The following is a 26,454-nucleotide window of genomic DNA, read 5'->3' on the forward strand; positions in this document are numbered from 1 at the left end:
CCCATGAAGGCCACACGAAGGGCCCTGCTCGCCACGCCGCTCGCCGCCCCTGCCCTGGCGCAGCCCGGCTCTGCTCAAGCCCCTTGGCCCAGCCGCACCATCCGCTTCATCGTGCCCTTCGCCCCGGGCGGGCCGGTCGAGATCCCGGCCCGCTTCATCGCCGAGCAGCTGGCGCCGAAGCTGGGCCAGGCCGTCATCGTCGAGGCGAAGCCGGGGGCCGGCGGGGCGCTCGGCATCCAGTCCGTGGTGCAGGCGAACGACCCGCATACCCTGCTGGTCACCACCAGCGCCGTCGCCGTGCTGCCGGCGCTGATGCGCGATGCGGGCTACGACCCGCTGCGGGACCTGGTGCCGATCACCCTGGTGACCGACGGGGCGATGGTGATCCTGGCGCGGCCGGATACGCCGATCCGCGACCTCGACGACCTGCTGGCCCGGGCGAAGGCGGCGCCGGGGCGGATCAGCTACGGTTCCTCCGGCGCCGGCTCCACCACCCATCTCGGCGGCGCCTTGTTGTGCAGCATGGCGGGGATCGAACTGCTGCACGTGCCCTATCGCGGCGCGGCGCAGGCGGTGAACGCGCTCTATGCCGGCGATACCGAGCTGATGGTGACCGGCCTGGGCGAGGCGGTGCCGCATCTCAGGGACCGAAGGCTGCGGGCGCTGGCGGTGACCTCCGCCGCGCGGGTGCCGCTGCTGGCCGAGGTTCCGGCGGCGGCGGAGCGGGTGCCGGGCTATGCCATCACCATCTGGTACGCGATGCTCGGGCCGCGCGGGACGCCGCCCGAGGTGGTGGCGCGGATCGCCGAGGCGGTGGCGCCGCTGCGGGACGGCAGCGCCCTGGCGGAGCGCATGGCCGCCTCGGGGATCGCGCTGCTGCTGGATGGGCCGGGGCCGCTGGCGGCGCGGCTGGCACGGGAAGTGCCGCAGTGGAAACGAGTGGCCGCGGCTGCCAATATCCGCGCCGAATGAGGAATCCCCGGATGCTCCGACGCGCGCTTCTCGCCAGCCTCGCCCTGCCGGCGGCCGCATCCGCCCAGCCGCGCTGGCCCAGCCGCCCGGTGCGCTTCGTGGTGCCCTTCGCCCCGGGCGGGCCGGTGGAGATCCCCGCGCGCTTCCTGGCGGAACAGCTGACGCAGAGCCTGGGCCAGCCGGTCATCGTCGAGACGCGCGGCGGCGCCGGCGGGGCCCTGGGCGCGCAGGCGGTCATCGCCGCCCAGGATGGCCATACCTTCCTGTTCAGCACCGGGGCCATCGCCATCCAGCCGGCGCTGCAGCCGGAGATCGGCTACGACCCGCTGCGGGACTTCGTGCCGGTCTCGCTGGTCTCCGAATCGCCGATGGGCTTCGCCGCGCGGCCGGGCAACCGGCTGGGCAGCCTGGCCGGGCTGATCGCCACGGCCAGGGCGGCGCCCGGCGCGCTGACCATCGGCTCCTCCGGCACCGGCACCACGACGCATATGGTCAGCGCGCTGTTCGGGCTGAAGGCGGGTATCTCGCTCACCCATGTGCCCTATCGCGGCGCCGGGCAGATGGTGGGCGCCTTCCTCGCCGGCGACATCGACCTGATGTCGGCCGAGCTTTCCACCATCCTGCCGCATGTGCGGGAGGGTCGGGCCGTGGTGCTGGGGCAGACCGGCGCCGGCCGCAGCCCCGTGCTGCCCGAGGTACCCACCCTGGCGGAGCTGGTGCCGGGGACGGCGATGCCGATCTGGTTCGCCCTGCTCGGCAACCGCAGCACCCCGCCCGAGGCGGTGGCGCGGCTGGGCGAGGCCATGGCGCCGCTGCGCCAGGGCAGCGTGCTCGCGGCACGGATGGCGGAGAATGGCGCCACCCTGCTGCTGTCCGGACCGGAGGCGCTGGCCAGGCGGTTGGCGGAGGAGGTGCCGCTGTGGCGCCAGGTGGTGCAGCAGGCCGGCATCAAGCCGGATTAGGGGGACACCGGAGATGCGCCTGACCCGTCGCGGCCTGCTGGCCGTCCCGCTGCTGGCCACGCCGGCACGCGCTCAGCCGCGCTGGCCCAGCCGGCCCGTCCGCTTCGTCGTGCCCTTCGCCCCGGGCGGGCCGGTGGAGGTGCCGGCGCGGCTGATCGCCGACCAGCTCACCCCCAGGCTCGGCCAGCCGGTGGTGGTGGACCTGAAGCCGGGCGCGGCCGGGGCGATCGGCTGCCGCGAGGTCGCGCATGCGACCGATGGCCATAGCTTCCTGTTCATGACCGGCGGGATCGCGGTGCTGCCGGCCCTGCAGGTCAATCCCGGCTTCGACCTGTTCCGGGATATCGTGCCGATCTCCCTGGTCGCGGATACGCCGATGGCGATCGTGGTGCGGGCGGACAGCCCGATCCGCGATGCGGCGGATATGGTGGCGCGGGCCAAGGCGAAGCCGGGCGGGATCAGCTACGGCTCCTCCGGCAACGGCTCCACCACCCATCTCGCCTGGCTGCTGCTGCAAATGCGCGGCGCGCTGGAATTCCTGCACGTGCCCTATCGCGGGGCCGGGCAGGCAGTGAACGGGCTCTATACCGGCGAGATCGATGTCTACATGGGCGACCTCGGCCTGCTGCTGCCGCATGTGCGGGACGGCAAGTTCCGCCTGCTGGCGGTGACGCCCGAGACGCGGGTGCCGCTCGTGCCGGAGGCGCCCACGGTCGCCGAGGTGATCCCCGGCTATGACATGTCCATCTGGTACATGCTCGGCGGCCCGCGCGGCACGCCGCCGGAGGTGGCCGAGCGGCTGGTGGCGGAGATCGCGCCGCTGCGCGCCGGCTCCATCCTGGCGACGCGCATCGCCGAGGGCGGCGGGGCGCTGCTGGTGACCGGCCCCGCGCCGCTGGCCGAGCGGATCAAGGCCGAGGCGGCGCTCTGGCAGGAGGTGCTGGCGCGGGCGGGAATCAAGCCGGAGTAGCGGCGCTCCGCAGCACCCGGCTCTGCAGCGGGCGGCCGAGCAGCGCCTCCGCCGCGAGGCCCGCGTCCCGCACGGCGGCGAGGTCGAGGCCGGTGGCGAAGCCCATGGCCTCGAGCGCCGTTGCCAGATCCTCGGTGCAGGTATTGCCGGTGAAGCCCTCGCCATAGGCGATGCGGGCGGGGTGGCCGCCGGTGCCGCCGAGCGCGGTATCGGCATGGGTCAACCCGGCCTCGATCGCCGCCAGGGTATTGGCCAGGCCGGTGCCGCGGCTGTCGTGGAAATGCGCGATGAAGGTGGCGGTCGGCAACGACCCGTTCAGCCAGCCGATCAGGTCGCGCACCCGCGGCGGCGTGGCGCTGCCGATGGTATCGCCGATGGCGATGCGGGTGACGCCGAGCTCGGCGAAGCGCTCGGCATCCTCCCGCACCCGCTCCGGCGTCGTCGGGCCATCGAAGGGGCAGTCGAAGGCGACGCTGATGGTGCCGACCATGGTGAAATTGTCGCGCCCGAGTGCGGCCATCTCCGCCACGTTGGCCCATTGCTCGGCCCGGCTGCGGCGCAGGTTGCGCTGGCTATGGCCCTCGGAGGCGGAGACCAGCAGGGAGATCTCCTCCGGTCCCCAGCCGCCGTCGAGGCCGACCAGGGCGCGGCGCACCGCCTGGGGATTCGGGCAGGTCGCCTTGAACAGCACGCCGGGGCGGCGGCGGACGCCGCGCAGCACCACCTCGGCATCGGCGAATTGCGGGACCTGCTCGGGGTGGGAGAAGCTGCTGATCTCGATCCGGCGGAAGCCGCAATCGGCGATCCGCTCGATCATCGCGATCTTGGCCTCGGCGGGGATGATCGCCGTCTCATGCTGCAGCCCGTCGCGGGCGAAGCATTCGCAGAGCACCACCTCGGGCGGCGGCGGGGCGCCGGTGCCGGTGATCTCCTCCATGTCGGCGGCGGTCGGCAGGTCGCTCATGGGACAAGGTCCTTCAGCAGGGCGATGGCGGCGGCGGGGTCCTGCGCGGTGCGGGCGCCGGCGGCGGCCAGCGCCGCGAGCTTGGCGGCGGCCGATTCGCGGGTGCCGCCGACCAGGGCGCCGGCATGGCCCATGCGTTTCTCGGCCGGGGCATGGCGGCCGACCAGCATGGTGACGACGGGCTTGGGGCGGCCGCGGATCGCCTCGGCCAGGGCGTATTCCTTGTCGCCGCCGATCTCGCCGCAATAGAGGATGGCATCGGTCGCCGGATCCTCGGCAAGCGCTGCCAGATATTCATGCGGGTTGCGGCCGCAGATGGTGTCGCCGCCGATATGCATCACCGCCCGCTGGCCGATGCCGGCGGCGGTCAGCAGCCGCGCCATGGTCAGGGTCAGCGTGCCGCTGCGGCAGAGCACGGCGACGCGCCCGGGCGTGCAGAAGGAAGGGGCGATGGACCCCAGCAGCCCCTGCCCCGGCACGAAGAGGCCAAGGGTATTCGGCCCGACCATCCAGGACCCCGCCGCCCGCGCCGCGCGGGCGGCGAGCAGCGTGTCGTGCACCGGCACGTATTCGGCGGCGACGACGATGCTCGGGATGCCGGCGGCGGCGCGGACCGCGTCCAGCACGCCCTCCGGCGGGGTATAGATGACGGCCGCATCGGGCGCTTCCGGCAGCGACCGCAGGTCGTCGAACAGCGGCAGGCCATCCAGCACCTCCCCGCCGCGGCCGAGGGCGATGCCGCCGAGCAGCGGCGTCCCGGCCTCCCGCATCGAGGCGACCTGGGCGGCGGCATAACGGCCGGTCGGGTTGAACACCACGACGCGACGGGGGAAGCTGTGGAGGAACGGGATCATCATGAGGAGGGCACGGTGCGGCTGGCAGAGCATGATGGCAAGACGCTGCTGCGCCGGCACGGCCTGGCGACCCCGGCGGGCGCGTTGATCACCGCCCCGCCCGAGGCGGCGGCGGCGGGAATCCTCAAGGCCCAGGTGCTGGCCGGCGGCCGCGGCAAGCGTGGGCTGGTCCGCAAGGTCGCCGCCGGGGAGGCGCCGGCGGCGGCGGCGGCCATGCGGGACATCCTCGGCGATGCGGCGGCGCCGCTGCTGCTGGAGGAGGCGGTGAGCATGACGCGGGAGGTCTATCTGGCGCTGCGCATCGACGGCACGGCGCAGGAGATCGAGCTGCTCTGCGCCCCCGCGGGCGGCGTCGAGGTCGAGGATGCCGCGGTGCTGCTGCGCGGGCCGCTGGAGCCGGAGGCGCCCGGCGCGCTGGAGGATGCCTATGCCATCCTCCAGCCGGGCTTCCCGGCCGAGCTGGCGGCAAGGCTGGCCCGGCTGGCGGTGCGGCTGGCGCGGGTGATGCGGGCGGAGGATCTCGACCTGCTCGAGATCAATCCCCTGGCGGTGCTGTCCAATGGACGGCTGCTGGCCTGCGACGTGAAGGCGGTGCGGGACGACAGCGCCGGCTTCCGCCATGCCGCGCCCGCGCTCTCCGCCGCGTTGGAGGACGCGGCGCTGACCCCGCTGGAGCGGCGGGCACGCGACCAGGGCTTCCAGCTGGTGGAGCTCGAGGGCGGCACCGTGGCGATGATCACCGCCGGCGCCGGGCTCGGGATGCTGATGCTGGACCTGCTGGCCGATGCCGGCTGCCCCGCCGCCTGCTTCATGGACAATGCCAATGGCGGGCCGACGGAGACCATGCCGGAGCGTCTGGCGCTGGCCTTCGAGGTCGCGGCGCGGCCGGAGGTGAAGGCGGTGATGTTCTTCACCACCCTCGCCTCGCGCGGGCTCAAGTCGCGGGTGGAGGCATTGGCGGCGGCGCTGCGCGCCAATCCGCCACGGAAACCCTTCTTCGCCGGCATCGCCGCCGGCCATGCGGCGCTGCGTGGCTATTCGATGGCGGAGGCGGCGGCGACGCTGGCCGAGGTCGGCGTCGCCGCACTCCATGACAACCCGCATGCCCTGGTGCGGGCCGTGGCCGCAGCCGCCGCCCGCTGAGGCAGGACCGGGCCGGGGCCATCCTCCCCGGCCCGATCTGCTTCAGGCCTGATCTGCTTCAGGCGTGAGCCGGTTCGAGCGCCTGGGCGGCGAGCTTGTAGCCGCCGGTCTCGGTCAGCAGGAGCCGGGCATTGGTCGGATCCGGCTCGATCTTCTGGCGCAGGCGATAGACATGGGTTTCGAGCGTATGGGTGGTGACGGCGCTGTTGTAGCCCCAGACCTCGTTCAGCAAGATCTGCCGCGGCACCGGCTTGCCGCCGGCGCGGTAGAGGAACTTCAGGATGGAGCATTCCTTGTCGGTCAGCCGCACCTTGCGGTTGCGGGCGGCTTCCTGGAGGAGACGGACGCTCGGGCGGAACATATAAGGGCCGACGGTGAAGACGGCATCTTCGGAGTTATCGAAGATCCGAAGTTGCGCCCGGACGCGCGCCAGTACTTCCGGCATGCGGAAGGGCTTGGCGATGTAATCATTCGCGCCGGAGTCCAGCCCGCTGACCACATCCTTTTCCTCGCCATGGCCCGTCAGCATGATGATGGGCATGCGGCGGCCATCGCGGCGGAGCTTGATGCAGAAATCGCGGCCATTGATATCGGGCAGGCCGATATCGAGCAGGATCGCGTCGAAGCGCGCATCCGGGGCGGAGAGCATGGCTTCGGCCTCGCCCGCGCTTGCGGCACCATGGGCCACGAAGTCGCCGCCAAGGGCGATTTGCTCAACCAGCGTCTCGCGCAGGTTGATGTCGTCTTCGACGATAAGGATTGGGCGGGGCGTGGACATGGGGCCTCCGGATGGCGGAAATCGGGTTGAGGATGCCCACTCGCAGGGTTTCCAGTCAGCGAGTGTTCAACCTATTGGTAAGCAATACTTTGTCCCTGGCGCCGCACAATCCCTCATTCGCAGCCGGCTGGACACGATGCCGTTAAGGAACAACGGGTTTTCTGAGGCATTCGTTCCCGCCACTCGCAGTTGTATTCTTCATCGGTATACGTTTTGTCTGACTACGACTTCCGGTTGTGCAGACAAAGACAGTACACGTCGCTGATCGGCCCGGATCGCGGCACCGAAACGTATCGCCTGGCCAAGCAGGCGGCGGCGGCCGACGACAGGCCGAAGACCGCTCAGCCCAGCAGATCGAGCGCCATCAAGGCCTCATCCCGGTACTGCCCGGGGCCGAGCCGCAGCGCCCGCCGCTCCAGCCCATAGGCGCGGAAACCGATGGCCGCATAGACCGCCATCGCCGCGGCATTGCCGGCGGTGACGCTGAGCTGGAGCTGCTCGAGTCCCGCGGCCCGCGCGGCCTGCACCACCGCGGCGAGCAGCGCCTGGGCGAGGCCCCGCCCCCGTGCCGCCAGCACGACATAGACGCCCCAGACCAGGCCCTTGTGGCATTGCTTCGCCTGAGCAGGGACGGCAAGCCCCGCCGTGCCCCGCAGCGACTCGCGGGCATCGAAGGCGCCGAGGATGGCGGCGGGCGGTGGCTGGGCGATCAGGCGCTCGAAATCGGCCGGCGCGCGGGCGATGGCCTCGGCATGGCTGTCGCCGAAGGCCTCCGGATGGCGCAGCAGGGCCCTCCAGCCGCAGTGCGCGGAAGCTGGCGGCATCCGTCTGGACCAGGCGTCGGATCGGCATGGCGACCTCCCTCGGCAGGGCCCGTACCGGAGCCCAAGGCGCGGCACCGTGGACAGGCGGTGTGGCAGGGGCATGATGCGCCCGGCATACTGAGGGGGAAGACACCATGACACTCGGCTTTCGCGTCCGGCCGGTCACCACGCGGGTCGATGCCGCACTCTGCGCCCGGGCGGCCAAGGTGCCGGCGGCCAATCTCGGCGACGTCGTCAACCGCATCCAGACCATGCGCGGCGGCTTCCGCGCCTTCGGCGGCCGGCGGCAGGTGGCCGGGCCGGCCTTCACCGTGCGGGCGCGCTCGGGCGACAACCTGATGCTGCACCGGGCGATCGACATGGCCGAGCCGGGCGACGTCATCGTGGTCGATGCCGGCGGCGACCTCGCCATCGCCATCACCGGGGAGCTGATGATGGGCTGGGCGGCACGGCGCGGCATCGCCGCCGTCATCGTCGATGGCGCGGTGCGCGACGTGGCGCAGCTCGGCGCCATGCATCTCGGGGTCTGGGCCTGCGGCGTCACGCCCTCCGGCCCCTACAAGGACGGGCCGGGCGAGATCGGCTACCCCGTCTCCTGCGGCGGGCAGGTGGTGATGCCGGGCGACCTCATCATGGCCGACGAGGATGGCGTGGTGGTGCTGCCGGCCGCCGATGCCGCGACGGCGGTGGCGGCGGGCGAGGCGCATAACGCGAAGGAGGTTCAGGCGCAGGTGGCGATCGACGCCGGCACCTGGGAGCGGGACTGGGTGGTGGCGGCCCTGCGGGCGAAGGGCTGCGGCGGGGTCTAGTCCTCGGCGTCCAGCCAGAGCGCGAAGCCGAGCTGCACCGCGCCGAAGGTCAGTCCGCTGAAGCCCCAGAGCAAGGCCAGCGGCAGGGTGCCGCTGGCCGGGTGGCGCAGCAGGCTGCCGATCCCGCCGGGATCGGCCAGCAGCAGCACCCCGACGAAGCCCGTCGCCAGGGCGAAGCCGATGGCGGCGTGGCAGGCCAGGAAGCGGGCGATCTCCGGCATGCGGCCATAGCGCGGCGCCGGGCCCTTGGTTCAGCGCGGCGCCAGCCAGCCCATGGTCGCCCCGGGCTCCGCATCCACCGTCGGCAGATAGGGCTTGATGTCCAGCAGCGGCGTGCCGCTGGCGCAATCGAGGTTGCGGACCAGCAGCACGCCAGACTCGGCGAAGCCCTCGAAGGCGACGACCGACAGCGCGATGGGATTGGGCCGGACCGGCGCGCGCGTTGCGAAGACGCCGCGCGGCCCGGCGGCGAAGCGCGGGGTGATGACCAGCGGCGCCGGCCCGCCGAGATGCATCCAGTACAGCAGGATGAGGTGGGAGAAGCTCTCGAGCTGATCCAGCCCGGCGCGGAATTCCGGCGCCACAACGACGCGGCACAGCGGCCGCGGATCCGGCTTGCGGCCATTGCGCGGGCAATCCGCCGGCGTCGCCCAGGGGGTTTCGATCCGGCCGATCGGCGTCATGGTGAGGGCGGGCATGGCAGGCCTTCTGTTGCGCCGGCGTGGCCTGTAGCCTTGCCCCGAACGGGAGGAAAGCCAATGCTCCAGATCGGCCGGAGGGCGGGAGGAATCCTCGCTGCCGCCTGCCCTGTCGCCGGGCGCAGCATCCTCTGGATGCGCTGCCGGCACGGGATGAGAATCCCTCGATCGGCGATGCCGCCCTGCTGCGGGAGCCTGTGCGGGCGGGGCGGCGGCGCGGCTGGAGGTGCCGCAATGGCAGCAGGTGGCGGGATCCTCCCCGGGTAACGTTCCAAGGGGTGCGCCCCCGGGGCTCAGGGCGGGTGGCTATCCAGCGGCGGCCGCAGCCGCCATATGGCGGGCTTCGGGATCGGGGGCCGCCGCATGTTCATCCGTCTTCGGACGCTGCTGACGGCGCTGGGCGCCCTGCTGCTGGCGGCCGGGCTCGCGCTCTTCCTGCTGCTGCCGCGCCTCGACCTGGGCGGGCTGGCCGCTGCCAGGGCCAGTGCCGCCCTCGGCCGGGAGGTGCGGATCGCCGGGCTGCATGTCACCCCCGGGCTCTGGCTCGGGTTGCGGCTGGAGGGGCTGCGGCTGGCCAATATCCCCGGCGGCAGCGAGGCCGAGATGCTGGGGCTGGAGCAGCTGGAGGCGGAGGTCTCGCTGCGCTCCCTGCTGCAGGGCCCCGTGGTGGTGCGGCGGGTGGCGGTCGATGGGCTCCGCCTGCTGCTGGAACGGGATGGCGACCGGCATCCGAATTGGCGCTTCGGCGAAGCGCCGCGCCCACCGGCCAGCCCCGCGCCAGCACCCCCGGCAGCGGCCGATCGGAGCTGGTTCCCGACCCTGCTGCGGGCCGAGTTCCGCCGCAGCGAGGTCGTCTTCCGCACCACCGGCGGCAAGCGGCTGCGCAGCCGCATCGAGGCCGGCGAGTTCACCACGCCGGACGCCGCCTCACCGGTGAACCTGCATCTGGCCGGCGCCTACAACGAGGCGCCGCTGACCCTGGAGGCGCGGCTCGGCACGATCGAGACGCTGCGCGATGCCGCCACGCCCTATCCGACCGTGCTGCGGATCGCCTCCGGCGCGACCAGGCTCGCGTTCACCGGTACGATGACCGAGCCGCTCGATGTCGATGGCGCGGTGGGGCGGCTGGACCTGACGGCACCCGATCCCTCGGCGCTGCTGGCGATCGCCGGGACGACGGCGGATTGGGATGCCTCCCTGACGCTCGCCGGGCATTTCGAGCGGCACGGCGACCTCTGGCGGTTGACCGAGGCCGGCGGGGCGCTGGACGGGGTCCCGCTGCAGGTTTCCCTGCTGGAATTGCAGGAAGGCAGCCGCGCCGCCGGCCAGGCCCGGGCGGACGCCATCGCCGTCGACCTGGCGCTGGACCGGGCCGACTTGAACAAGGTGCTCGGCGCGCAGCGCCCCGGCCGGGGCGGCGATGCGGATATCCCGCTGGCCCTGGACCCGGCGCCCGACCCGGTCATCACCGCGAAGCTGGCCTTCGGGACCCTGGCCTATGCGCGGATGCGGGCAAGCGACGTCCGGCTGGCGGTCGGCCTGCAGCCGGGGCGCATCGCGCTGGATGAGTTGGCGCTGACGACGTCCGGCGCGCAGGTCACCGCGGCGGGGATGGCTTTGGGGCTGGGCAATGGCGCCCGCATCGGAGCGGAGGTGACCATGCTGGATGCCGACCTCGATATGCTGCGGCGCGACCTCGGGCTGCGCGAGCTGCCGCTCTCGGGCCGGCTGACCGGCGAGGTCTCGGTGGCGGCCGAGGGCGAGACGCTGAACGCCGCTGCCCGCGGCGCCCGGGTCTCCGCGGTGGTGGCGATGCGCCAGGGCAGCATCGCGCAGGAGGTGGTGGAGATGGCCTCGCTTGACCTGCGGCTGCTGTTCCGGGACCCGCAGGGCCGGACGCCGGTGAGCTGCCTGCTGGGCGTGCTGGACATGCATGGCGGCATCGGCACCCTGGCCCCGCTGCGGATCCGGGCGGCAAGCGGGACCATCGGCGGGCTGGGCCGCTTCGACCTGAACCGCAAGCAGGTGGACCTGGTGATCGGCAGCCTAGCGGCGACGACCGGCAGCTTCGCCCTGGATATCCCGGTGCGGGTCAGCGGCGCCTTCGCCAGCCCGAGCATCCGCCCGGCCGAATGGTCGGCGGCCGGGCGGCGGACGCTGGCGGCGCGGGATGACGTGGCACCGCTGCCGCCGCGGCTGCGCTCCTTCGCCGAGCGCAATCCCTGCTTCCAGGCGGGGCGTTAAGGGGGGGCCAGCACGCCCCTGCCGAGCAGCGCCTCGATCTCCGCCGCGGAATAGCCGGCATCGGCCAGCACGCCGCGGGCATCGGCCGAGAGGCGGGGCGCCAGCGGCAGCGTATCCGGCCCCGCCGCCGAGAAGCTGACCGGCCGGCCGAGGCCGGTCATGGCGCCCTCGGTCGGATGCACCTCCTGCCGCAGCAGCCCGACCTCCCAGAGATGCGGGTCGTCCAGCAGCCCGTCGATGGTGGCGAAGGGCATGGCGGGGATTTCCGCGCGCCGGAAGAGTGCGGCCCATTCGGCGGTGGGCCGGGTGCGCAGCGCCTCGGCGCGCAGGGTGAAATAGGCATCGACGTTGCGGAAGCGGGCGACCACCGAGTTGAAGCGCGGGTCGGTCTTCAGCTCCGGCCGGCCGATGCAGTCGAAGAAGGCGAAGGCCTGGGCATCGGTATTGGCGGAGACGGCGATATAGCCATCGGCGGTCGGGATGGGCTTGGCATCGGGATTCATCACCCGCGGGTCGCCGGTCTGGCCCTCGGGGTCGAAGGTGCGCTTGAACATGTGCTCGGTCAGGACGAAGTGGGCCATGCTCTCGTACATCGGCACCTCGATCGCCTGGCCGGCGCCGGACCTTTCCCGGGCATAGAGCGCGGCGGTGATGGCCTGGCTGGCGATGATGCCGGTGATGTGGTCGCACAGGACGAAGGGGGCGTAGCGCGGCTCCCCGGTGACCTTGCCGAGCGCGGCGGCGAAGCCGGACATGCCCTGGATGATGGTGTCGTAGGCGGGGCTGTCGTGGTAGCGGCCGCGGCTGCCGAAGCCGGCGATGACGCAGAAGACCAGGCGCGGGTTGCGCGGCTGCAAGGCCTCCCAGGTGATGCCCAGCCGGGCCAGGGCGGCGCCGCGCATGTTGGTGACGAGCACGTCGGCCTGGTCCGCCAGCCGGGCGAGGACCGCCCTCCCCGCCTCGGACTTCAGGTCCACCGCGATGCTGCGCTTGCCGCGGTTGAAGTGGATGAACTTGGGCGACATGTCCGGCGAGGGCGCCGGGCCGCCGAGCTTGCGCAGCAGGTCGCCTTCCGGCGCTTCGAGCTTGATCACCTCGGCGCCCTGCTCCGCCAGCGTCAGCGTGCAGGAGGGGCCGACGACGACGGCGGTGAGGTCGAGCACCTTCACCCCGCTGAGCGGACCGGCCGTCATGCCGTGCACTCCGCCACGCATTCGAAGGCCAGCCGGCCGGCATCGTCCAGCGCCCAGAGGCGGACGCGCTCCGGCGCCTCGAGGTGGCTCGCCAGGGTGACCGGGCGATTGACGAACAAGGGCCGGCCGGCGCGGGTGACGACCTTGCGGATCGGCGCCGGCAGCACGGATTTCGCCAGCTCGGTCAGCTTCGTCGTGGTGATGCCGCCATTCACCACCAATGCGGGATAGCCCTCCGTCCCGGTGGCATAGGGCGCGTCGTAGTGGATGCGGTGGCCGTTGTTGCCGATGGCGGAATAGCGGAAGAGCAGGGGCGGATCGGGGGTGAAGCTTTGGCGGGCGGCCGCCTCGGGCAGCGTCGGCGGCGCTTCCGCGGCGGGGGCGGCGCCGGGCGTCGCGGCCGCCCGGTAGACCAGGTCCTGTTCCTCCACCACGCATTCGACGCCCTCGGATTCGATGCCGTGGCGGATGGTGACGAAAACCATGGCGCCGCTGCGCCCCTGCTTCGGGGTGATGGCGGCGATGCGGGAGACCCGGCGCAATTCGGCGCCGATGCGGATGGGGGCGTTGAACCAAGTGCGGCGGCCGGCGAACATGCGACGCGGCAGCGGCACCGGCGGCAGGAATTCGCCGAGCGCGGCATGGCCGTCCGGGCCGAGGCCGGATTGCCGCGTCAGCGGGCCGAAGAAGGCGACGTGCCAGCCCTGCGGCACCCAGCCGTTGCGGCGGATATCGCCGGGATCCTGGTCCAACAGCGCGGCTAGGCGCCGCAGCAGCACCAGGCTCGCCTCGTCCTCCGCGATCTCCTCGCGGCCAATCCAGTCCTGCAACCCGTCCATCGCCGCCTCCCGCTTCGGCGGCATCATCGGGCGCTGGCGGCCGGGGTCAATCGCGGCGGGCGTTCACCGGGCCTCGATCCGCGGATTGGGCGGGATGACCGGCATGGTGGCGGGGGCATCCCCCGGCAGCGGGGCGCGGATGCCGGGGTCGAGTTCCAGCGAGGGCCGGAGCAGCCCGGTATTGGGCGCGGGCGGGGTGGTGGCCGTGGGGTTGCCGGTGGTGGTGGTGCCGCAGGCGGCGAGCAGCAGGACCGAAGCGATGAGGATGGGACGCATGGTCCGGCAACGCGGGGCCGGGCACCCGGTTCGTCCGCCGCCGCTTGCCGCCGCCGGGCTTCGGGGCAATGCTGCCTTGCGCCATCGCGGAGGCCCCGGGGTGACCGAGGGCTGGCGCCCGGCGCCGCGACTGCGGAAGAACAACGGGAGTTGCCTCCATGAGCGCGATCCGCTGCCTGCCCGACCTGCCCTTCGCCGAGGCCGGCATCGGCTGGAGCAGCGGCCAGCCGCGGCAGGAGGTGCTGCGGCTCGACGCCTATCTGCCGGCCGAGCCTGGCCCGCCGCGCCCCGCCCTGGTGCTGGCCTTCGGCGGCGCCTTCCATCGCGGCAGCAAGGAGGACGACGCCTTCCCCGCCGCCAATGCGACCGGCGGCAATACCGCCATCGCCGAATACTGCCGGCGCTTCGCGGCGCTGGGCTTCGCCTGCTTCTCGATCCGCTACCGCCTGGCCGGCGACGATCCGGCGCCGAGCCCGACCCCGGTGCTGACCCGGCCGGAAGGCGTGCCGCTCGGCCGCATCGCCGCGGTGCGGGCGATCATGGGGCTGCCGCCGGCGACCGCGCTGGAGATGGCGCGGGTGATGGAGGCCGGGATCGACGACATGGTCGCCGCCGTCGCCATGGTGCGGGCACGCGCCGCGGAATTCGGCGTCGATCCGGCACGGGTGGTGCTGGGCGGCTGGTCGGCCGGGGCGCGCTGCGCGCTCTATGCCGTCTATGCCGAGGGCGTCGCCTGCGCCGGGGTGATCGCCCTCTCGGGCGCGATGCAGGCGGAGGACGTGGCGCATTACCTGGTGCCCGGCCGGCCGCACCCGCCGCTGCTGCTCTTCATCGCCGAGCGCGACCTGGACTACGTCGCCGACTGGGCGCCGCCGACCATCGCCCGCTTCCGGGCCGCCGGGGCGGAGGCGCGGCTGCTGCGCATCCCTGATGCCGACCATTGGTACCAGGCGGAAGCCGCCACCCAAGACGGCATCGGCGTGCAGGATGCCATGCTGGCGGCCCTGCGCCGCTGGACCCAGGCCTGAAGCCGATGCCGAAGACGCCGATCCACCTGTCTGGTCCGGCCCCACCGCTGGCGACCGACGGCTCCTGATCGGCCCGGCGGTGCCGCGGTGCAGATACGGGCGATGCTGGAGGCCATCAAGGCCATCGTCGAGGCCGGCCGCAGGGCCATGGCCGGTGTCGCCTGTTGCACATCTTCCGCAGCGGCATGGCGCGTGACGCCGCGATGAACGGCGTATCCCGCGATCATGTCCCGACCGTTCCGCCGCCCGCTGGTGAAGCCGGAATTCCTGGTCGAGATCGCCGCGGTCGCGCATCTGGCGGTTTGACAAGGCGGCGGTACCGGGCGGAGCATTCCCGCAAGCAAGAATGGCGGGAGTGGAGGCATGCGCAACAGCCGCATCTCGGTGCAGCAGTCAGCCGGCGCGGTCGGTGCCGAATTGAGCGGCGTCGATCTCGGCGCGCCGCTCGACGACGATGCCATCGGCGAGATCCGCGCCGCGCTGAATGCGCATGGCGTCGTCTTCTTCCGCGACCAGTCTTTCGATACGGCACAGCACAAGGCTCTCGCCCGCCGCTTCGGCGAGATCTTCATCCATCCCAACTTCAAGGGCACCGGCGCCGATCCGGAGGTGGTGGTGATCCGGCGGGAACCGGGCGATGCCTCGATCGTCGGCGAGGAATGGCACGCCGATACCACCATGTGCGCCGCCCCGCCCATGGGCGCGATATTATACGGGGAGGAGGTGCCGCCCTTCGGCGGCGACACGCTCTTCGCCAGCCAGGGCGCCGCCTATGAGGCGCTGTCGCCGGCCATGCAGCGGCTGATCGGCGGCCTCCGCGCGGTGCATTCGGACCGCAAGGTGGCCGGCCCGGCGTCCGGCATGAATGCCCGCCGCGCCACCAAGGTGCGCGAGGATGCGGCCTGGCAGGAGACGATCAACCTGCATCCCGTGGTCCGCACCCATCCCGAGACCGGACGGCGGATGCTCTTCGTCAACCACAGCTATACCATCGGCTTCGAGGGCATGACCGAGGCCGAGAGCAGGCCGCTGCTCGATTTCCTGCTGGAGCATGGCCATCGGCCCGAGTTCACCTGCCGCTTCCGCTGGCAGCCGGGCTCGGTGGCCTTCTGGGACAATCGCGCGGTGAAGCATCTGGCGCTGCACGATGCCGGCCCCTACCGGCGGGTGATGCGGCGGGTGCAGATCGCCGGCGACGTGCCGGCCTAGGCGGCGCGCACCGCGCCGCTGTCCAGCAGCGCGGCGATCTCCACCTCGGCATAGCCCGCCTCGCCCAGGATGCTGGCGCTATGCTCGCCGAGCCGCGGCGCCGGGGTCCGCTCGCCGGTCGGGCTGGCGGAATAGGTGACGGGGACGGCCATGCGGGTCAGCGGACCTTCGCTGGGATGCGCCTCGGTGCCGAAGAAGCCGGTCTCCAGCAGATGCGGATCCTCGAAGATGCTCTCCAGCGTATGCACCGGCGTCACCGGCAGGTCGGCCGCGGCCAGCAGCCGCAGCCAGTCCGCGGTGCTGCGCTTGACGAACTCGGCCGAAAGTATCGCCAGCACCGCATCGATATGCACGGTGCGGGTCGCATGGCTGGCGAAGCGCGGATCGGTCGAGACCAGGTCGGGCCAGCCGACCACGGCGCAGAAGGCCCGCCACTGCCGGTCGTTGTAGATCATGGTGCAGACATGGCCGTCGCTGGTCCGGTAGGGCTTGCGGTCCGGCGAGAGCAGCCGGCCATAGCCGCCGCCATCCAGGGCGGGTTCGAAGACCTTGCCGCCCAGGTGGTCGCCGAGCACGAAGGTGAGCATGGTCTCGAACATCGGGATCTCGACCCGCTGGCCTTCCCCCATGCGTTCCCGGTGGACCAGCGCGGCATTGATGGCGCCGACCGCGGCGAGGCCGGTGATGCGGTCCACCATCGCCAGCGGCACGTAGCGCGGCTCCCCGTTGCCGACCCGCGCATTGAGCGAGGCGACCAGCGCGCCGCCCTGCATCAGGTCGTCATAGGCCGGGCGTGGCGCGTAGGGGCCGGCCTGGGCATAGCCGAGCACCGCGGCATAGACGATGCGCGGATTGACCGCGCGCAGATCCTCGTATCCCAGGCCCAGCCGGGCCATCGCCTGCGGCCGGATATTCGTCACCAGCACATCCGCCGTCTCGGCCAGCCGCAGCAGCACCGCGCGCGCCTCGGGCCGCTTCAGGTCCAGCACGATGCTGCGCTTGCCGCGATTGATGGTGAGGTACATGCAGCCCATGCCGGGATTGCGGCCGGGACCGATGAGGCGGACGACGTCGCCCTCGGGTGCCTCCACCTTGGTCACCTCGGCGCCCATCTCGGCAAGGATCTGGGTGCAGTAGGGGCCGACCAGCACCGTGGTCAGGTCGAGAACGCGGATGCCCGCGAGTGGTCCGGGCATGCGCCGCCTACTCCTTCGAAGTCATGCCAAGCCGTACACCGCCCGGGCATTCTCGGCAAAGATCATGCGCCGCTCGGCCTCGCTCATCTGGAATTTGAAGGCATAGCGCGGGTCGTCGCTGTCCCAGTGCGGATAGTCGGTGGCGAAAAGCAACCGGTCCCAGCCGATCCAGTCGATGAGCTGGCGCAGATGCTCGGGCTTCTCCGGCTCCTCCACCGGCTGGGTCGTGAACCAGATGTTGGACTTCAGGTATTCGGAAGGCTTGCGGCGAAGGTGCGGCACCTCGGATTTCAGGGATTTCCACATCCCGTCCATCCGCCAGCCCAGTGCCGGGACCCAGCCGAAGCCGCCCTCGATGATCACCACCTTCAGCCTGGGGAAGCGCTCGAAGACGCCCTCCAGGATGAAGCTGGCGCAGAGCGCGGCCATGCTCATCCCGACCGCCTGGTGCTCCTCGAAGTAGAAGCTCGGCCAGCCGCCGCCGGTGACGCTATGGCCGCTGGTGCCGAGGCTGTGCAGGCCGAGCGGCAGGCCGTAGTGCTCCGCCGCCTCGTAGATCGGCCAGTAGCGTTGGCGGCCGAGAGGCTCCAGCGCCCGCGTCACCATGGCGAGCTGGACGAAGTCCCCCTGCCCGGCCCAGCGTTCAATTTCCTTGACCGAAGCCGCCGCATCCTCGCCGGGAATGGCGATGGTTGCCTTCAGCCGCGGCTCCTTCGCGGTCCAGTCCTCGCGCATCCATTCGTTCACCGCGGTGCTGACCGCGGCGGCATAGCCCGGATTGCGCTCATCCATCCCGCGGGCGGCCAGCGGCTGCAGCATGCCGTATTCGATGTCGAGCGGATCGAGATGCTGCTGCTGCACGAAGGCGAGGTCCGAGCCCGGCGGCCCGCCATCCGGCGGCCAGCTGTCGAAGCGGGACAGCGCCGGCGTCGCCTTGGGATAGGGATAGGTATTGGTGAAGGGCTGGCGCAGCCGCAGCCCGTATTCGCGCCGATGCTGGCGCCAGCGCTCCGGCAGGTAGCGGTCCAGCACCGCGGTGTCGCGCGGCGCCGGATGGATGTCGCAATCGATCAGCTTCAGCCGCGACGTCGCCCGGACCTCGGGGCGCGGCAGCGTGGAGGCGCTCATTGGACGGTCTCCCTCAAACGCGGATAGAGAGCCAAGGCATTGTCCCGCAGCACGCGCTGGTGCAGCCGTGCCGGCAGGGCGGGCGGCAGGGCATCCGTGCCCTCGAAGCGGGCATGCGGGTAGTCGGTGGCGAATAGCAGCAGCTCGTCGCAGCCGATCATCTCGAGCAGCGCCTCCATCCCGGCCGGGTCCTCCGGCGCATCGCCGGGCTGGATCGAGATCCGCACGTTCTCGCGGAAGATCTGCGCCGGGGAGCGATCGACCCAGGGGATCTCCTTCCGCATGGCGCGCCACATCTTCACGCCGCGCCAGAGGAAGTTGGGCACCCAGCCGAAGCCGCTTTCCAGCAGCACCACCTTCAGCGCGGGGTACTTGGTGAAGGCCCCCTCGCCGATCAGGCTCAGCAGCTGGCTCTGGAAGGTCTGGGCGAAGGTGACGTGATCCTCGATGAGAAAGGTGGGCCAGCCATTGGCCGTCGGCGCATGCCGGGTCGCGCTGCCGGCATGCAGCGCGATGGGCAGCCCATGCCGTTCCGCCGCCGCCAGGATCGGCCAGTTCACCCGCCGGCCCAGCAAGGTCTCGGCCGCGCCGAAGAGCAGCACCTGGACGAAGCGGCGGTCGGGCGCGCGGCGCTCGATCTCCTCCACCGCCAGCGCGGGATTCTCGACCGGCACCAGGATGCCGGCGCGCAGCCGTGGATCCTGGTTCAGCCAATTGGCGACCATCCAGTCGTTCGCCGCCCGGCAGAGCGCGGCGGCGAGGTCCGCGTTGTGCAGCGCCGGCGCCCCGAACAAGGGGTTGCAGATGGCGATGGCGGTGCCGAAGGGGTCCAGCGCCTCGCGCCGCATCGCCGCCACCGTGCCGCCGGGATGGCCCGTCTCCGGCCGCCAATCCGCCCGCGCCGTCAGCGGGGCGCCGCGCGGATAGAGCGCGAGGTCGAGGTCATCCAGGCCGCGGCCGGTGATCACCTCCCGCCAATGCGGATCGAGATAGGGCAGCAAGGCCATGCAGCCGGGCAGGGCCGGGTGCAGATCCACATCGATCGGGCCGCCGGGGGGGCTGGTCAGCATCCCGTTTCCTCCTGCCCGGGCTCGGCCGGGCTTGCCGGGATGCTGCGCGGTTGGCCGCCGGGGGTCAACCGCGCCGGCGATTCCGCTTGACCCTGCCGCCCGGCAACCGGTTCGATCGGGCAAAATCAACAGGAGAGGCCAATCCGCCATGCGATACCGGATGACACGGCGCAGCGCGCTCATCGCGGGCCTGGCCGCCCCCCGCCTGGGCCGGGCACAGGAGGGTTTCCCCAACCGGTCGCTGCGCCTCGTGCTGCCCTTCGGCCCCGGCGGCGTCTCCGACACATTGGCTCGGATCATCGCGGAGCAGGCCCGGCCGCTGCTGGGGCAGACCGTGGTGATCGACCCCCGCCCAGGCTCCAATGGCGTCATCGCCACCGAGTTCGTCGCCCATGCGCCCAGGGATGGCTACACCTTGGGCTACATGGCCTATGGCTCCCTCGTCACCGGCCCGGCCTTGGGCCAGCCGCTGAACTACCGGGTCGAGGACTTCCAGCTGCTGACGGCCATCTTCCGCGCCGCGCAGGTGCTGGCAGTGGCCCGGGATGTCCCGGCGCGGGACGTGGCGGGGCTGGTCGGGCTCTCGAAGGACAGGCCGGTCGCCTATGGCACCGTCGGCCGCGGCGGGCCCGGGCATATCCTGATGGAGATTCTGGCCGGCGAGACCGGCGGCCGCTTCGAGAATGCGGTCTACCGGACCGAGGCGACGGTGGTGCAGGACATGCTGGGCGGCGCCATCCCCGGCTTCATGGGCAGCCTGATGCCAGCGCTGGAGCAGCACAGGGCCGGCGGCATCCGCATCCTCGCCATCAGCTCGGCGCAGCGGATCGCCGCCCTGCCGGAGGTGCCGACCTTCGCCGAGCTGGGTCTGCCGGGCATGACCTTCCTCTATTGCCACGGGCTGGCGGTGCCGGCGGGGACCCCCCGGCCGATCGTCGACCGCCTGCACGCCGCCTTCGGCGCCGCCATCACCAGCGAGGCGGTGCGGTCCCGCATGACCCCGGACATGGCGCCGGACGTGACCAGCCCGGAGATCTTCACCGCCAATATCGCGCGGGAGACGGCGGCGCTGGCCGCGGTTATCAAGAGCCGCGGCATCACCGCGGGGTAGCGGCAACCCGGGGTGCCGGCGGGTGTTCCAGTGGCGAAACGCCGGAACCCTTCATGCCCCAGGCCAGCCCCCCCGCGCAGCCCAACCCCGCCGCCCTGTCCAGCCTGACCGACCTCCGCCGCATCCTGCCGGCCATCGCCGCCCGCGCCCCCTCGCTCGATGTCGATGGCGCCTTCCCGGCGGAGGATGTCGCGGCCCTGCGCGACGCGGGGCTGCTGGCGGCGCCCCTGCCCCTGGACCTCGGCGGCGCCGGCCTCGGCACCGACCCGGCGGCGCTGGCCGAGGCGCTGCGACTGGTCGGCCGCGCCAGCCTGCCGCTGGGACGGATCTACGAAGGCCATTTGAATGCGCTGCGGCTGGTGCTGCGCCATGGCGACGCCGCGCAACGCGCCGCCGCCGCCGCCGATGCGCGGGACGGCGCGCTGTTCGGGGTCTGGAATACCGATGTCCCCGGCGAAACCCTGGGCCTGGAGCCGCGCCGCGATGGCCACCGGCTGCAGGGCCGCAAGATCCTCTGCTCCGGCGCCGGCTGGGTGGATCGCGCCCTGGTCACCGCCCGCGCCCGTCCGGAGGATCCGCCGCAGATGGTGCTGGTGCCGCTGCCGCCCGGGGAGCGGTCCGATCTTGCCCGCTGGACGGCGCAGGGCATGCGCGCCTCGGCGACCGGCGCGGTCGACTTCACCGGCCTCGACCTGCCCGCCGCGGCGCTGATCGGCCCGCCCGGCGTCTATGAATCCCAGCCCGACTTCTCCGCCGGCGCCTGGCGCTTCGCCGCGGTGCAGACCGGCGGGATCGAGGCGCTGGCCGAGGCGCTGCGCGACCACCTGCGCCGCACCGGCCGGGGCGAGGACCCGCACCAGGCGGCACGGCTCGGCGAGGTGGCGACCGCCGCCGCCACCGCGCGGCTCTGGGTCGAAGCGGCAGCGATGCGGGCCGAGGGCGGGGCGGAGGACAGCGTCGCCTTCGTCAACCTGGCCCGGCTGGCGGTGGAACGGGCGGCGCTCGAGACGCTCACCCTGGTGCAGCGCTCGATCGGCCTCGCGGCGTTCATGCGGCCCAGCCCGGCCGAGCGGATCGGCCGCGACCTGGCGACCTATCTGCGCCAGCCGGGGCCGGACCGTGCCCTGGTGACGGCGGCGGCGGCGGTGCTGGCGGCGCCGGGCGCCTTCGGCGACCTTTGGCCATGATGCTGGCCGGCGACTGGCTGCGGGCGGCGGAAGCGCTGCCGGAAACCGAGGACCCGCGCGTGGTGCTGGGCGATGGCCCCGCCTTGCTGCTGGCCCCGCATCCGGATGACGAATCGCTCGGTTGCGGCGGCCTGATCGCCGCCGCGGCCGATGCCGGGCTGCCGCTGCGCATCCAGGTGGTCAGCGATGGCGGCGGGTCGCATCCCCGCCTGCCGCGCGACATCCTGCGGCGGCTGCGCGAGGCGGAGACGCGGGCGGCCGTCGCGGCGCTCGGCCTGCCGGCGGCGGCGCTGGGCTTCATGGGTCTGCCGGACCAGGCCGTGCCCCTGGCAGGGCCCGCCTTCGACCGCGCCGTCGCCACGCTGCTGGCGGCTGGGCGGCCCGAGACCATCCTGGTGACCTGGCAGCACGACCCGCATTGCGACCATGCCGCGAGCTTCGCCATCGGCGCGGCGCTGGCCCGGGCCAGTGGGGCGAGGCTGCTGGCCTATCCCGTCTGGGGCCTGGCGCATGCCTGGCCGGTCGCCGGCTTTCCCCTGCCGCCGGAGCCCCGGCTGGACGCACCGCCACGCGGCCATCGCTTCGGCATGGCGCATTGGCTGCCGGCCAAGCGGGCCGCCATCGCCGCCCATGCCTCCCAGATGGGGCAGCTGCCGGGCGGCTTCACCCTGCCGCCGGAATTGCTGGCCCTGGCCGACCGTCCCTTCGAACTGCTGCTGGACTGCACCCCATGACCCTGCCGGCCACCTATTTCGATGCCCTCTATGCCGCCACGCCCGACCCCTGGGCCTTCGCCAGCAGCGACTACGAGCGCGAGAAATACGCCGCCACCCTCGCCGCCCTGCCGCGCCCGCACTATGCCCGGGTGCTGGAGATCGGCTGCTCCATCGGCGTGCTGACCCGGATGCTGGCCGGCCGCGGCGATGCGGTGGTGGCGCTGGACGTGGCGGAGACGGCGCTGGCCGCGGCGCGCGACCGCTGCGACGGGTTGGCGGGGGTCGAGTTCCACCGCATGGCGGTGCCGGGCGAATGGCCGGAGGGGCAGTTCGACCTCATCCTGCTCTCGGAGGTCGTCTACTACCTGGATGCGGCCGATGTGGCGGCGCTGGTCGCGCGGCTGCGGCAGGCGCTGGCCCCGGCGGGCGACGTCGTCCTGGTGCACTGGACCGGCGAGACGGACTATCCGCTGAGCGGCGACACCGCGGCCGGGCTGGTGATCGACGGCGCCGCCGATTTCCTCGCCGTCACCCGGCAGGAGCGGGCGGCTGCCTATCGGCTCGACGTGCTCCGGCAGCGGGCGGCGGGGTAAGGGACGGGCGGTAGAGCCGCAGCAGCGCCTCCGCCCGGGCGATCTCGACCGGCAGGGCGGAGGGCGCCAGCGGTTCGCGTCGCAGCAAGGGGGCCACCGCTTCCAGCGCTTCCCAGGCCAGGCCGAAGCTCGGTGCCCGCAGCACCCCCCGCAGCGCGCCCGGGGCGATGCCGAGCGCCACCGCCAGCCAACGGGCGTCGCGGATCGGCGCCTCGCCGGACCAGAGGCGCCGCAGCACCCGCCGGCAGCGATGGCGGATCAGCGCCGGCACCGCCGCCTCCAGCCGCGCATCCAGCGGCTGCAGCGGATCGGCCAGGCGGCGGCGCAGGGTCTCGGCCATGCCGCCCGCGGCGCGGCCGTCGAGCCGGCAGGAGACGACGACCCGTGCGGCAGGGCAGTGGCGGATGCGGGCATCCTGCCGCGCCAGGGCGGCGAAGACCGCCCGGTCCTCCCCCGCCGCGACCAGCGGCACGCCGCCGATGGCCCGATAGGCGCTGAGGCGCAGGGCGATGGAGGCGCCGGAATGGGTGCCGTGGCGCGGCCAGGGGTCATGCGCCAGGGGATCGAGGCAGGCGGCCAGGGCCTCCAGCCGGGCGGCATAGCGCGCCTCCAGCGCCTCCCTCCGGCGCAGCGCCGCGGGGAGCAGCGCCGATTCGACCGGGTCCAGCCGGATGGTGCCGGCCACCGCATCCGCCCCGGCGGCCAGGGCATCGAGGTTGGCGGCGAGCCAGCCCGGCTCGGGCCGGGCATCCGCATCGGTGCAGAGCAGGGCGGTCTCCGGTCCGGCCAAGGCGGCGGCGGCCTCCATCGCCGTACGGCGGGCACCGCCGGCATGGGCGAGCGACGGCGGCAGGTGGCAATCCTGCACCAGCAACCGGAAGGGCAAGGCCGGCGCCATCGCACTGGCGACGGCGACGGTCGCATCGGTGCAGTTGTTGGCCAGGACCAGAACCAGGGTCTCCGCTAGGTCCGGCGGCAGCACATGGCCTGGGGACCGCTGCGCTGCCAAAGCCAGCAGGCAGGCGGGCAGGCGAAGGGCTTCATCATGCGCCGGGATAGCGATGATGGCGCTGGGCGCACTGGCCCGGGCGGAGGCAGGGGGGATCATTCGCCGACCAAACGCAACACGGCGGCAGACCGTTCCCGCCGCCGCTTCTCGTGTGCCGCGATCGGCAGAGCCGGGATTCGGCGACTGACGGCAACCCTCGGTTAACCTCGTTGCATGCAGATTGCGCATGGCAAACGAGCCCGGCCCGCAAATATTGCACTGGCTTTATGCTGCAGCGCAGCATCATGCTGCAGTGCAACATTGACTGGAAGCGACGGACATCATGTCGATCAATGCGCAGACCCTGGCTTCCGACGCGGATCGCGGGCCTCTCGCCTGGACGCCCCGCGCGCTCACCCTCCTCGCCGCCTTCGCGGTCGCCTTCGCCATGCCGGTCGGCCCGCTGCTGTCCCTGGGCCTGCTGGCGGCCGTCGCCGCCGGCATCGGCATCGCCGAGCTGCGCCGGCACGGCGGCCAGGGCATGCCCGCCCTGCCCTATGCGCTGGAGGACTGACCGGCCCCGCCGGACCCTGCGCCGCCACGCCGAAGCCTCGGCATAGTCTGTCTCCGGGGCGGTTTCGCCCCGGCGCGATCGCGGGCTAGCATGGCCCGGAACGCGGGGGGATAGTTCCATGAGCGACGTCAAGGCAGGCAATCTCGGCGAATATGCCCTGGCCGGGAAGGTCGCGGTCATCGCCGGCGGCAGCAACGGCATCGGCGCCGCCACCGCGCGCCGGCTGGCCGCCGCCGGGGCGACGGTGGCCATCGGCTACAACACCGGCGCCGAACGGGCCGCCGCACTCGTCGCCGAACTGCCCGGCAGCGGTCATCTCGCGCTGCGCATGCCGATGGACGATAGCGCCGCGCTGCGCGACGCCGCCGCGACGGTGGAGGCGAAGCTCGGCCGCTGCGACGTGCTGGTCAACTCCGCCGCGACCACCCGCGCCGTGCCGCATGCCGATCTCGAGGCGCTGGACGACGACCTCATCGACCGCGTGCTGATCACCAACGTCCGCGGCCCCTTCGCCACCATCCGCGCCTTCGCCCCGCTGCTGAAGCGGGCGGGCGACAGCGTCATCATCAACATCTCCTCGCTGGCCGCCATCACCGGCACCGGCAGCAGCATCATCTACGGCGCCTCCAAGGCGGCGCTGGACACCATGGGGATGTCGCTCGCCCGGGTGCTGGGGCCGGAGATCCGGGTGCTCTCCGTCTCGCCCTCCGCCGTGGCCACGGATTTCGTCCCCGGCCGCAGCCGCGCGGCGGTGGAGAAGGCCGCCGGCGCCTCGCCGCTGCGGACGGTGACGGAGGCCGACGACGTGGCGCTGACCATCATGGCGGCGATCACCCATCTGCGGTTGACCACCGGCAGCATCATCCTGGTGGATGGCGGCAAGCACCTGTGAGCCCAGGCCCGGCGGCCTGGGCGCCGGCCATCGGCGCCGCCGCCCCCCGCAGCCTCTGCACCGACTGCGGCATCTCCCGCAGTGCCGACCCCAAGGCCTGCGGCCGCGCCTGCCAGTTCATCCAGCCGGACTACCCACGGCTGGAGGCCCAGGTGCATGGCCGCGCCCGCGACCCCGCCCGGCCGGACGAGGTCTTCTTCGGCCCCTTCCGCCGGATGCTGCGCGCCTCCCTCGCCGCCCCGCGCCCGGGCGCGCAATGGACCGGCATCACCACCCGCCTGGCCGAGCGGCTGCTGGAGACCGGGGCGGTGGATGCCGTGCTGACCATGGCGGCCGATCCCGAGGACCGCTGGCGCCCCGTCCCGGTGCTGGTGACGAAGCCCGCGGGCATGGTGGAATGCCGCGGCATGCGCATGGGCTATGCCCCGCTGCTGGCTTTGCTTGAGCCGGCCCGCGCCGCCGGCCACCGGCGCCTCGCGGTCATCGGCATCCCCTGCCAGGTCTATGCGCTGCGGGCGCTGGAGGCGGAGCTGGGCTTCGAGCGGCTCTACGTCATCGGCACGCCCTGTTCGGACAACACCACCACCGCGCGCTTCCATGAATTCCTGGCGCTGCTGGCCGAGGACCCGGCGACCATCACCTACCTCGAATTCCGCGCCGACTACCATGTGGAGCTGCGCTTCACCGATGGGCGGGTGAAGACCATCCCCTTCCTGCAGCTGCCCATCTCCAAACTTCCGCCGGACTTCTTCCCGCTGACCTGCCGCACCTGCGTCGACTACACCAACGTGCTGGCCGACGTGACCGTGGGCTACATGGCCGGCCAGGGCGAGCAATGGCTGCTGGTCCGCAACGCCCGTGGGGAGGAGCTGGTCGCCCTGCTCGGCGATGAGCTGCGGACCGCCGCGCCCGGCAGCGCCGGCCGCCGCGCGGGCCCGGTGCGCGGCTTCCTGGCCAATGTGGAGCGCGCCGCCGGTGGCCTGCCGCTGCGGCGGATGCCGGGCTGGCTGCGCCCGCTGGTCGGCTGGCTGATGCCGCGGATCGGCCCGCGCGGCCTGGAATTCGCCCGCGCCCGGCTGGAGATGAAGGCGGTGGAAACCGTGCTGCACCTGCGGCGGGAGGCCCCGCGGCGGATGAAATCCATGGTCCCCGCCCATGTCTGGGCGCTGGTCCGCCCCTATGGGCTGGCACCCGCGCCGGGCGAAGCGCCGCGGACTCGGGCCGAGCCCTGAATCC

28 protein-coding genes are annotated in these 26,454 nt (G+C 72.7%); 15 read left to right on the forward strand and 13 right to left on the reverse strand.

Features of this window, described 5'->3' with window-relative positions; genetic code table 11:
• Window positions 1–3: 3 nt before the first annotated feature.
• Genes AC0IW9_RS03550 through AC0IW9_RS03560 form a run of 3 tightly spaced genes read left to right on the forward strand, consistent with a single transcriptional unit; the run spans window position 4 to window position 2,904 of the window.
• Entirely contained in the window at window positions 4–972 is a 969-nt protein-coding gene (locus AC0IW9_RS03550; protein ID WP_471646823.1) for a Bug family tripartite tricarboxylate transporter substrate binding protein, read from the forward strand.
• Between the two features lie 11 nt (window positions 973–983).
• Window positions 984–1,934 carry a Bug family tripartite tricarboxylate transporter substrate binding protein gene (locus AC0IW9_RS03555; protein ID WP_471646824.1) on the forward strand — a complete coding sequence of 317 codons (951 nt, stop codon included), beginning with the start codon at window positions 984–986 and terminating at the stop codon, window positions 1,932–1,934.
• Window positions 1,935–1,947: 13 nt separating this feature from the next.
• Window positions 1,948–2,904: a Bug family tripartite tricarboxylate transporter substrate binding protein gene (locus AC0IW9_RS03560; RefSeq protein WP_471646825.1), complete on the forward strand. Its 957-nt coding sequence runs from the start codon at window positions 1,948–1,950 to the stop codon at window positions 2,902–2,904.
• Here the strand turns inward: AC0IW9_RS03560 and AC0IW9_RS03565 are convergent.
• Complete coding sequence (locus AC0IW9_RS03565; protein ID WP_471646826.1) at window positions 2,891–3,868, reverse strand: hydroxymethylglutaryl-CoA lyase; 978 nt, start codon at window positions 3,866–3,868, stop codon at window positions 2,891–2,893. The two genes, AC0IW9_RS03560 and AC0IW9_RS03565, sit on opposite strands and share 14 nt — an antisense overlap.
• Window positions 3,865–4,725, reverse strand: a complete 861-nt coding sequence (locus AC0IW9_RS03570) for a succinate--CoA ligase subunit alpha (RefSeq protein WP_471646827.1) — start codon at window positions 4,723–4,725, stop codon at window positions 3,865–3,867. The genes AC0IW9_RS03565 and AC0IW9_RS03570 overlap by 4 nt, the downstream gene beginning before the upstream one ends.
• Before the next feature lie 12 nt (window positions 4,726–4,737).
• Here AC0IW9_RS03570 and AC0IW9_RS03575 point away from each other — a divergent pair, with 12 nt between their 5' ends.
• The gene (locus AC0IW9_RS03575; protein WP_471646828.1) at window positions 4,738–5,865 is read left to right on the forward strand and encodes an ATP-grasp domain-containing protein; all 1,128 of its coding nucleotides are present in this window, start codon (window positions 4,738–4,740) and stop codon (window positions 5,863–5,865) included.
• 58 nt (window positions 5,866–5,923) lie between these two features.
• Here AC0IW9_RS03575 and AC0IW9_RS03580 read toward each other — a convergent pair whose 3' ends face one another.
• Entirely contained in the window at window positions 5,924–6,643 is a 720-nt protein-coding gene (locus AC0IW9_RS03580; RefSeq protein ID WP_471646829.1) for a response regulator transcription factor, read from the reverse strand.
• 341 nt (window positions 6,644–6,984) lie between these two features.
• Window positions 6,985–7,467 carry a GNAT family N-acetyltransferase gene (locus AC0IW9_RS03585; protein ID WP_471646830.1) on the reverse strand — a complete coding sequence of 161 codons (483 nt, stop codon included), beginning with the start codon at window positions 7,465–7,467 and terminating at the stop codon, window positions 6,985–6,987.
• Window positions 7,468–7,601: 134 nt separating this feature from the next.
• Between AC0IW9_RS03585 and AC0IW9_RS03590 the strand changes: the two genes are divergently transcribed.
• Window positions 7,602–8,276 (forward strand): RraA family protein, encoded by a 675-nt coding sequence (locus tag AC0IW9_RS03590; protein WP_471646831.1) that lies wholly within the window; start codon window positions 7,602–7,604, stop codon window positions 8,274–8,276.
• Here the strand turns inward: AC0IW9_RS03590 and AC0IW9_RS03595 are convergent.
• Together AC0IW9_RS03595 and tsaA are read right to left on the reverse strand one after the other, a co-directional pair.
• On the reverse strand, window positions 8,273–8,497 hold the full coding sequence (locus AC0IW9_RS03595) for a hypothetical protein (RefSeq protein ID WP_471646832.1): 225 nt from the start codon (window positions 8,495–8,497) through the stop codon (window positions 8,273–8,275). The genes AC0IW9_RS03590 and AC0IW9_RS03595 overlap by 4 nt on opposite strands.
• A 30-nt stretch (window positions 8,498–8,527) precedes the next feature.
• Window positions 8,528–8,974, reverse strand: coding sequence for a tRNA (N6-threonylcarbamoyladenosine(37)-N6)-methyltransferase TrmO (gene tsaA / locus AC0IW9_RS03600; RefSeq protein WP_471646833.1), 447 nt, complete (start codon window positions 8,972–8,974; stop codon window positions 8,528–8,530).
• 363 nt (window positions 8,975–9,337) lie between these two features.
• Between tsaA and AC0IW9_RS03605 the strand changes: the two genes are divergently transcribed.
• Window positions 9,338–11,218, forward strand: coding sequence for an AsmA family protein (locus AC0IW9_RS03605; protein ID WP_471646834.1), 1,881 nt, complete (start codon window positions 9,338–9,340; stop codon window positions 11,216–11,218).
• Here AC0IW9_RS03605 and AC0IW9_RS03610 read toward each other — a convergent pair.
• The 3 genes from AC0IW9_RS03610 to AC0IW9_RS03620 are packed head-to-tail and all read right to left on the reverse strand — an operon-like array spanning window position 11,215 to window position 13,526.
• A complete protein-coding gene (locus AC0IW9_RS03610) occupies window positions 11,215–12,411 on the reverse strand; it encodes a CaiB/BaiF CoA transferase family protein (RefSeq protein ID WP_471646835.1) in 1,197 nt (398 codons plus the stop codon). The genes AC0IW9_RS03605 and AC0IW9_RS03610 overlap by 4 nt on opposite strands.
• On the reverse strand, window positions 12,408–13,277 hold the full coding sequence (locus AC0IW9_RS03615) for an HTD2 family dehydratase (protein WP_471646836.1): 870 nt from the start codon (window positions 13,275–13,277) through the stop codon (window positions 12,408–12,410). Before AC0IW9_RS03615 ends, AC0IW9_RS03610 begins: the two co-directional genes overlap by 4 nt.
• A 36-nt stretch (window positions 13,278–13,313) precedes the next feature.
• Window positions 13,314–13,526, reverse strand: coding sequence for a hypothetical protein (locus AC0IW9_RS03620; protein ID WP_471646837.1), 213 nt, complete (start codon window positions 13,524–13,526; stop codon window positions 13,314–13,316).
• 158 nt (window positions 13,527–13,684) lie between these two features.
• On the opposite strand from AC0IW9_RS03620, the gene AC0IW9_RS03625 reads away from it, so the two are divergent.
• Entirely contained in the window at window positions 13,685–14,554 is an 870-nt protein-coding gene (locus tag AC0IW9_RS03625; protein WP_471646838.1) for an alpha/beta hydrolase, read from the forward strand.
• A gap of 363 nt (window positions 14,555–14,917) precedes the next feature.
• Window positions 14,918–15,763: a TauD/TfdA dioxygenase family protein gene (locus tag AC0IW9_RS03630; protein WP_471646839.1), complete on the forward strand. Its 846-nt coding sequence runs from the start codon at window positions 14,918–14,920 to the stop codon at window positions 15,761–15,763.
• On the opposite strand, the gene AC0IW9_RS03635 is transcribed toward AC0IW9_RS03630, so the two are convergent.
• Genes AC0IW9_RS03635 through AC0IW9_RS03645 form a run of 3 tightly spaced genes read right to left on the reverse strand, consistent with a single transcriptional unit; the run spans window position 15,760 to window position 19,157 of the window.
• A complete protein-coding gene (locus AC0IW9_RS03635; RefSeq protein ID WP_471646840.1) occupies window positions 15,760–16,959 on the reverse strand; it encodes a CaiB/BaiF CoA transferase family protein in 1,200 nt (399 codons plus the stop codon). The two genes, AC0IW9_RS03630 and AC0IW9_RS03635, sit on opposite strands and share 4 nt — an antisense overlap.
• Window positions 16,960–16,980: 21 nt before the next feature.
• Window positions 16,981–18,087: an amidohydrolase family protein gene (locus AC0IW9_RS03640; RefSeq protein ID WP_471646841.1), complete on the reverse strand. Its 1,107-nt coding sequence runs from the start codon at window positions 18,085–18,087 to the stop codon at window positions 16,981–16,983.
• Window positions 18,084–19,157: an amidohydrolase family protein gene (locus AC0IW9_RS03645; RefSeq protein WP_471646842.1), complete on the reverse strand. Its 1,074-nt coding sequence runs from the start codon at window positions 19,155–19,157 to the stop codon at window positions 18,084–18,086. Before AC0IW9_RS03645 ends, AC0IW9_RS03640 begins: the two co-directional genes overlap by 4 nt.
• 160 nt (window positions 19,158–19,317) lie before the next feature.
• On the opposite strand from AC0IW9_RS03645, the gene AC0IW9_RS03650 reads away from it, so the two are divergent.
• The 4 genes from AC0IW9_RS03650 to AC0IW9_RS03665 are packed head-to-tail and all read left to right on the forward strand — an operon-like array spanning window position 19,318 to window position 22,764.
• Complete coding sequence (locus tag AC0IW9_RS03650) at window positions 19,318–20,268, forward strand: Bug family tripartite tricarboxylate transporter substrate binding protein (protein ID WP_471646843.1); 951 nt, start codon at window positions 19,318–19,320, stop codon at window positions 20,266–20,268.
• Between the two features lie 53 nt (window positions 20,269–20,321).
• On the forward strand, window positions 20,322–21,455 hold the full coding sequence (locus AC0IW9_RS03655; protein ID WP_471646844.1) for an acyl-CoA dehydrogenase family protein: 1,134 nt from the start codon (window positions 20,322–20,324) through the stop codon (window positions 21,453–21,455).
• Window positions 21,452–22,189, forward strand: a complete 738-nt coding sequence (locus AC0IW9_RS03660; RefSeq protein ID WP_471646845.1) for a PIG-L deacetylase family protein — start codon at window positions 21,452–21,454, stop codon at window positions 22,187–22,189. The genes AC0IW9_RS03655 and AC0IW9_RS03660 overlap by 4 nt, the downstream gene beginning before the upstream one ends.
• Window positions 22,186–22,764, forward strand: coding sequence for a class I SAM-dependent DNA methyltransferase (locus AC0IW9_RS03665; protein ID WP_471646846.1), 579 nt, complete (start codon window positions 22,186–22,188; stop codon window positions 22,762–22,764). Before AC0IW9_RS03660 ends, AC0IW9_RS03665 begins: the two co-directional genes overlap by 4 nt.
• Here the strand turns inward: AC0IW9_RS03665 and AC0IW9_RS03670 are convergent.
• Window positions 22,700–23,872 (reverse strand): glycosyltransferase, encoded by a 1,173-nt coding sequence (locus tag AC0IW9_RS03670; RefSeq protein ID WP_471646847.1) that lies wholly within the window; start codon window positions 23,870–23,872, stop codon window positions 22,700–22,702. The two genes, AC0IW9_RS03665 and AC0IW9_RS03670, sit on opposite strands and share 65 nt — an antisense overlap.
• A 223-nt stretch (window positions 23,873–24,095) precedes the next feature.
• Here AC0IW9_RS03670 and AC0IW9_RS03675 point away from each other — a divergent pair, with 223 nt between their 5' ends.
• The 3 genes from AC0IW9_RS03675 to AC0IW9_RS03685 all read left to right on the forward strand — a co-directional run bounded on the left by AC0IW9_RS03675 (window position 24,096) and on the right by AC0IW9_RS03685 (window position 26,450).
• On the forward strand, window positions 24,096–24,326 hold the full coding sequence (locus AC0IW9_RS03675; RefSeq protein ID WP_471646848.1) for a hypothetical protein: 231 nt from the start codon (window positions 24,096–24,098) through the stop codon (window positions 24,324–24,326).
• Between the two features lie 118 nt (window positions 24,327–24,444).
• Window positions 24,445–25,218: an SDR family NAD(P)-dependent oxidoreductase gene (locus tag AC0IW9_RS03680; protein ID WP_471646849.1), complete on the forward strand. Its 774-nt coding sequence runs from the start codon at window positions 24,445–24,447 to the stop codon at window positions 25,216–25,218.
• Window positions 25,215–26,450 (forward strand): Coenzyme F420 hydrogenase/dehydrogenase, beta subunit C-terminal domain, encoded by a 1,236-nt coding sequence (locus AC0IW9_RS03685; protein ID WP_471646850.1) that lies wholly within the window; start codon window positions 25,215–25,217, stop codon window positions 26,448–26,450. Before AC0IW9_RS03680 ends, AC0IW9_RS03685 begins: the two co-directional genes overlap by 4 nt.
• Window positions 26,451–26,454 lie beyond the last annotated feature (4 nt).

Source organism: Belnapia sp. AC561, assembly GCF_979252845.1.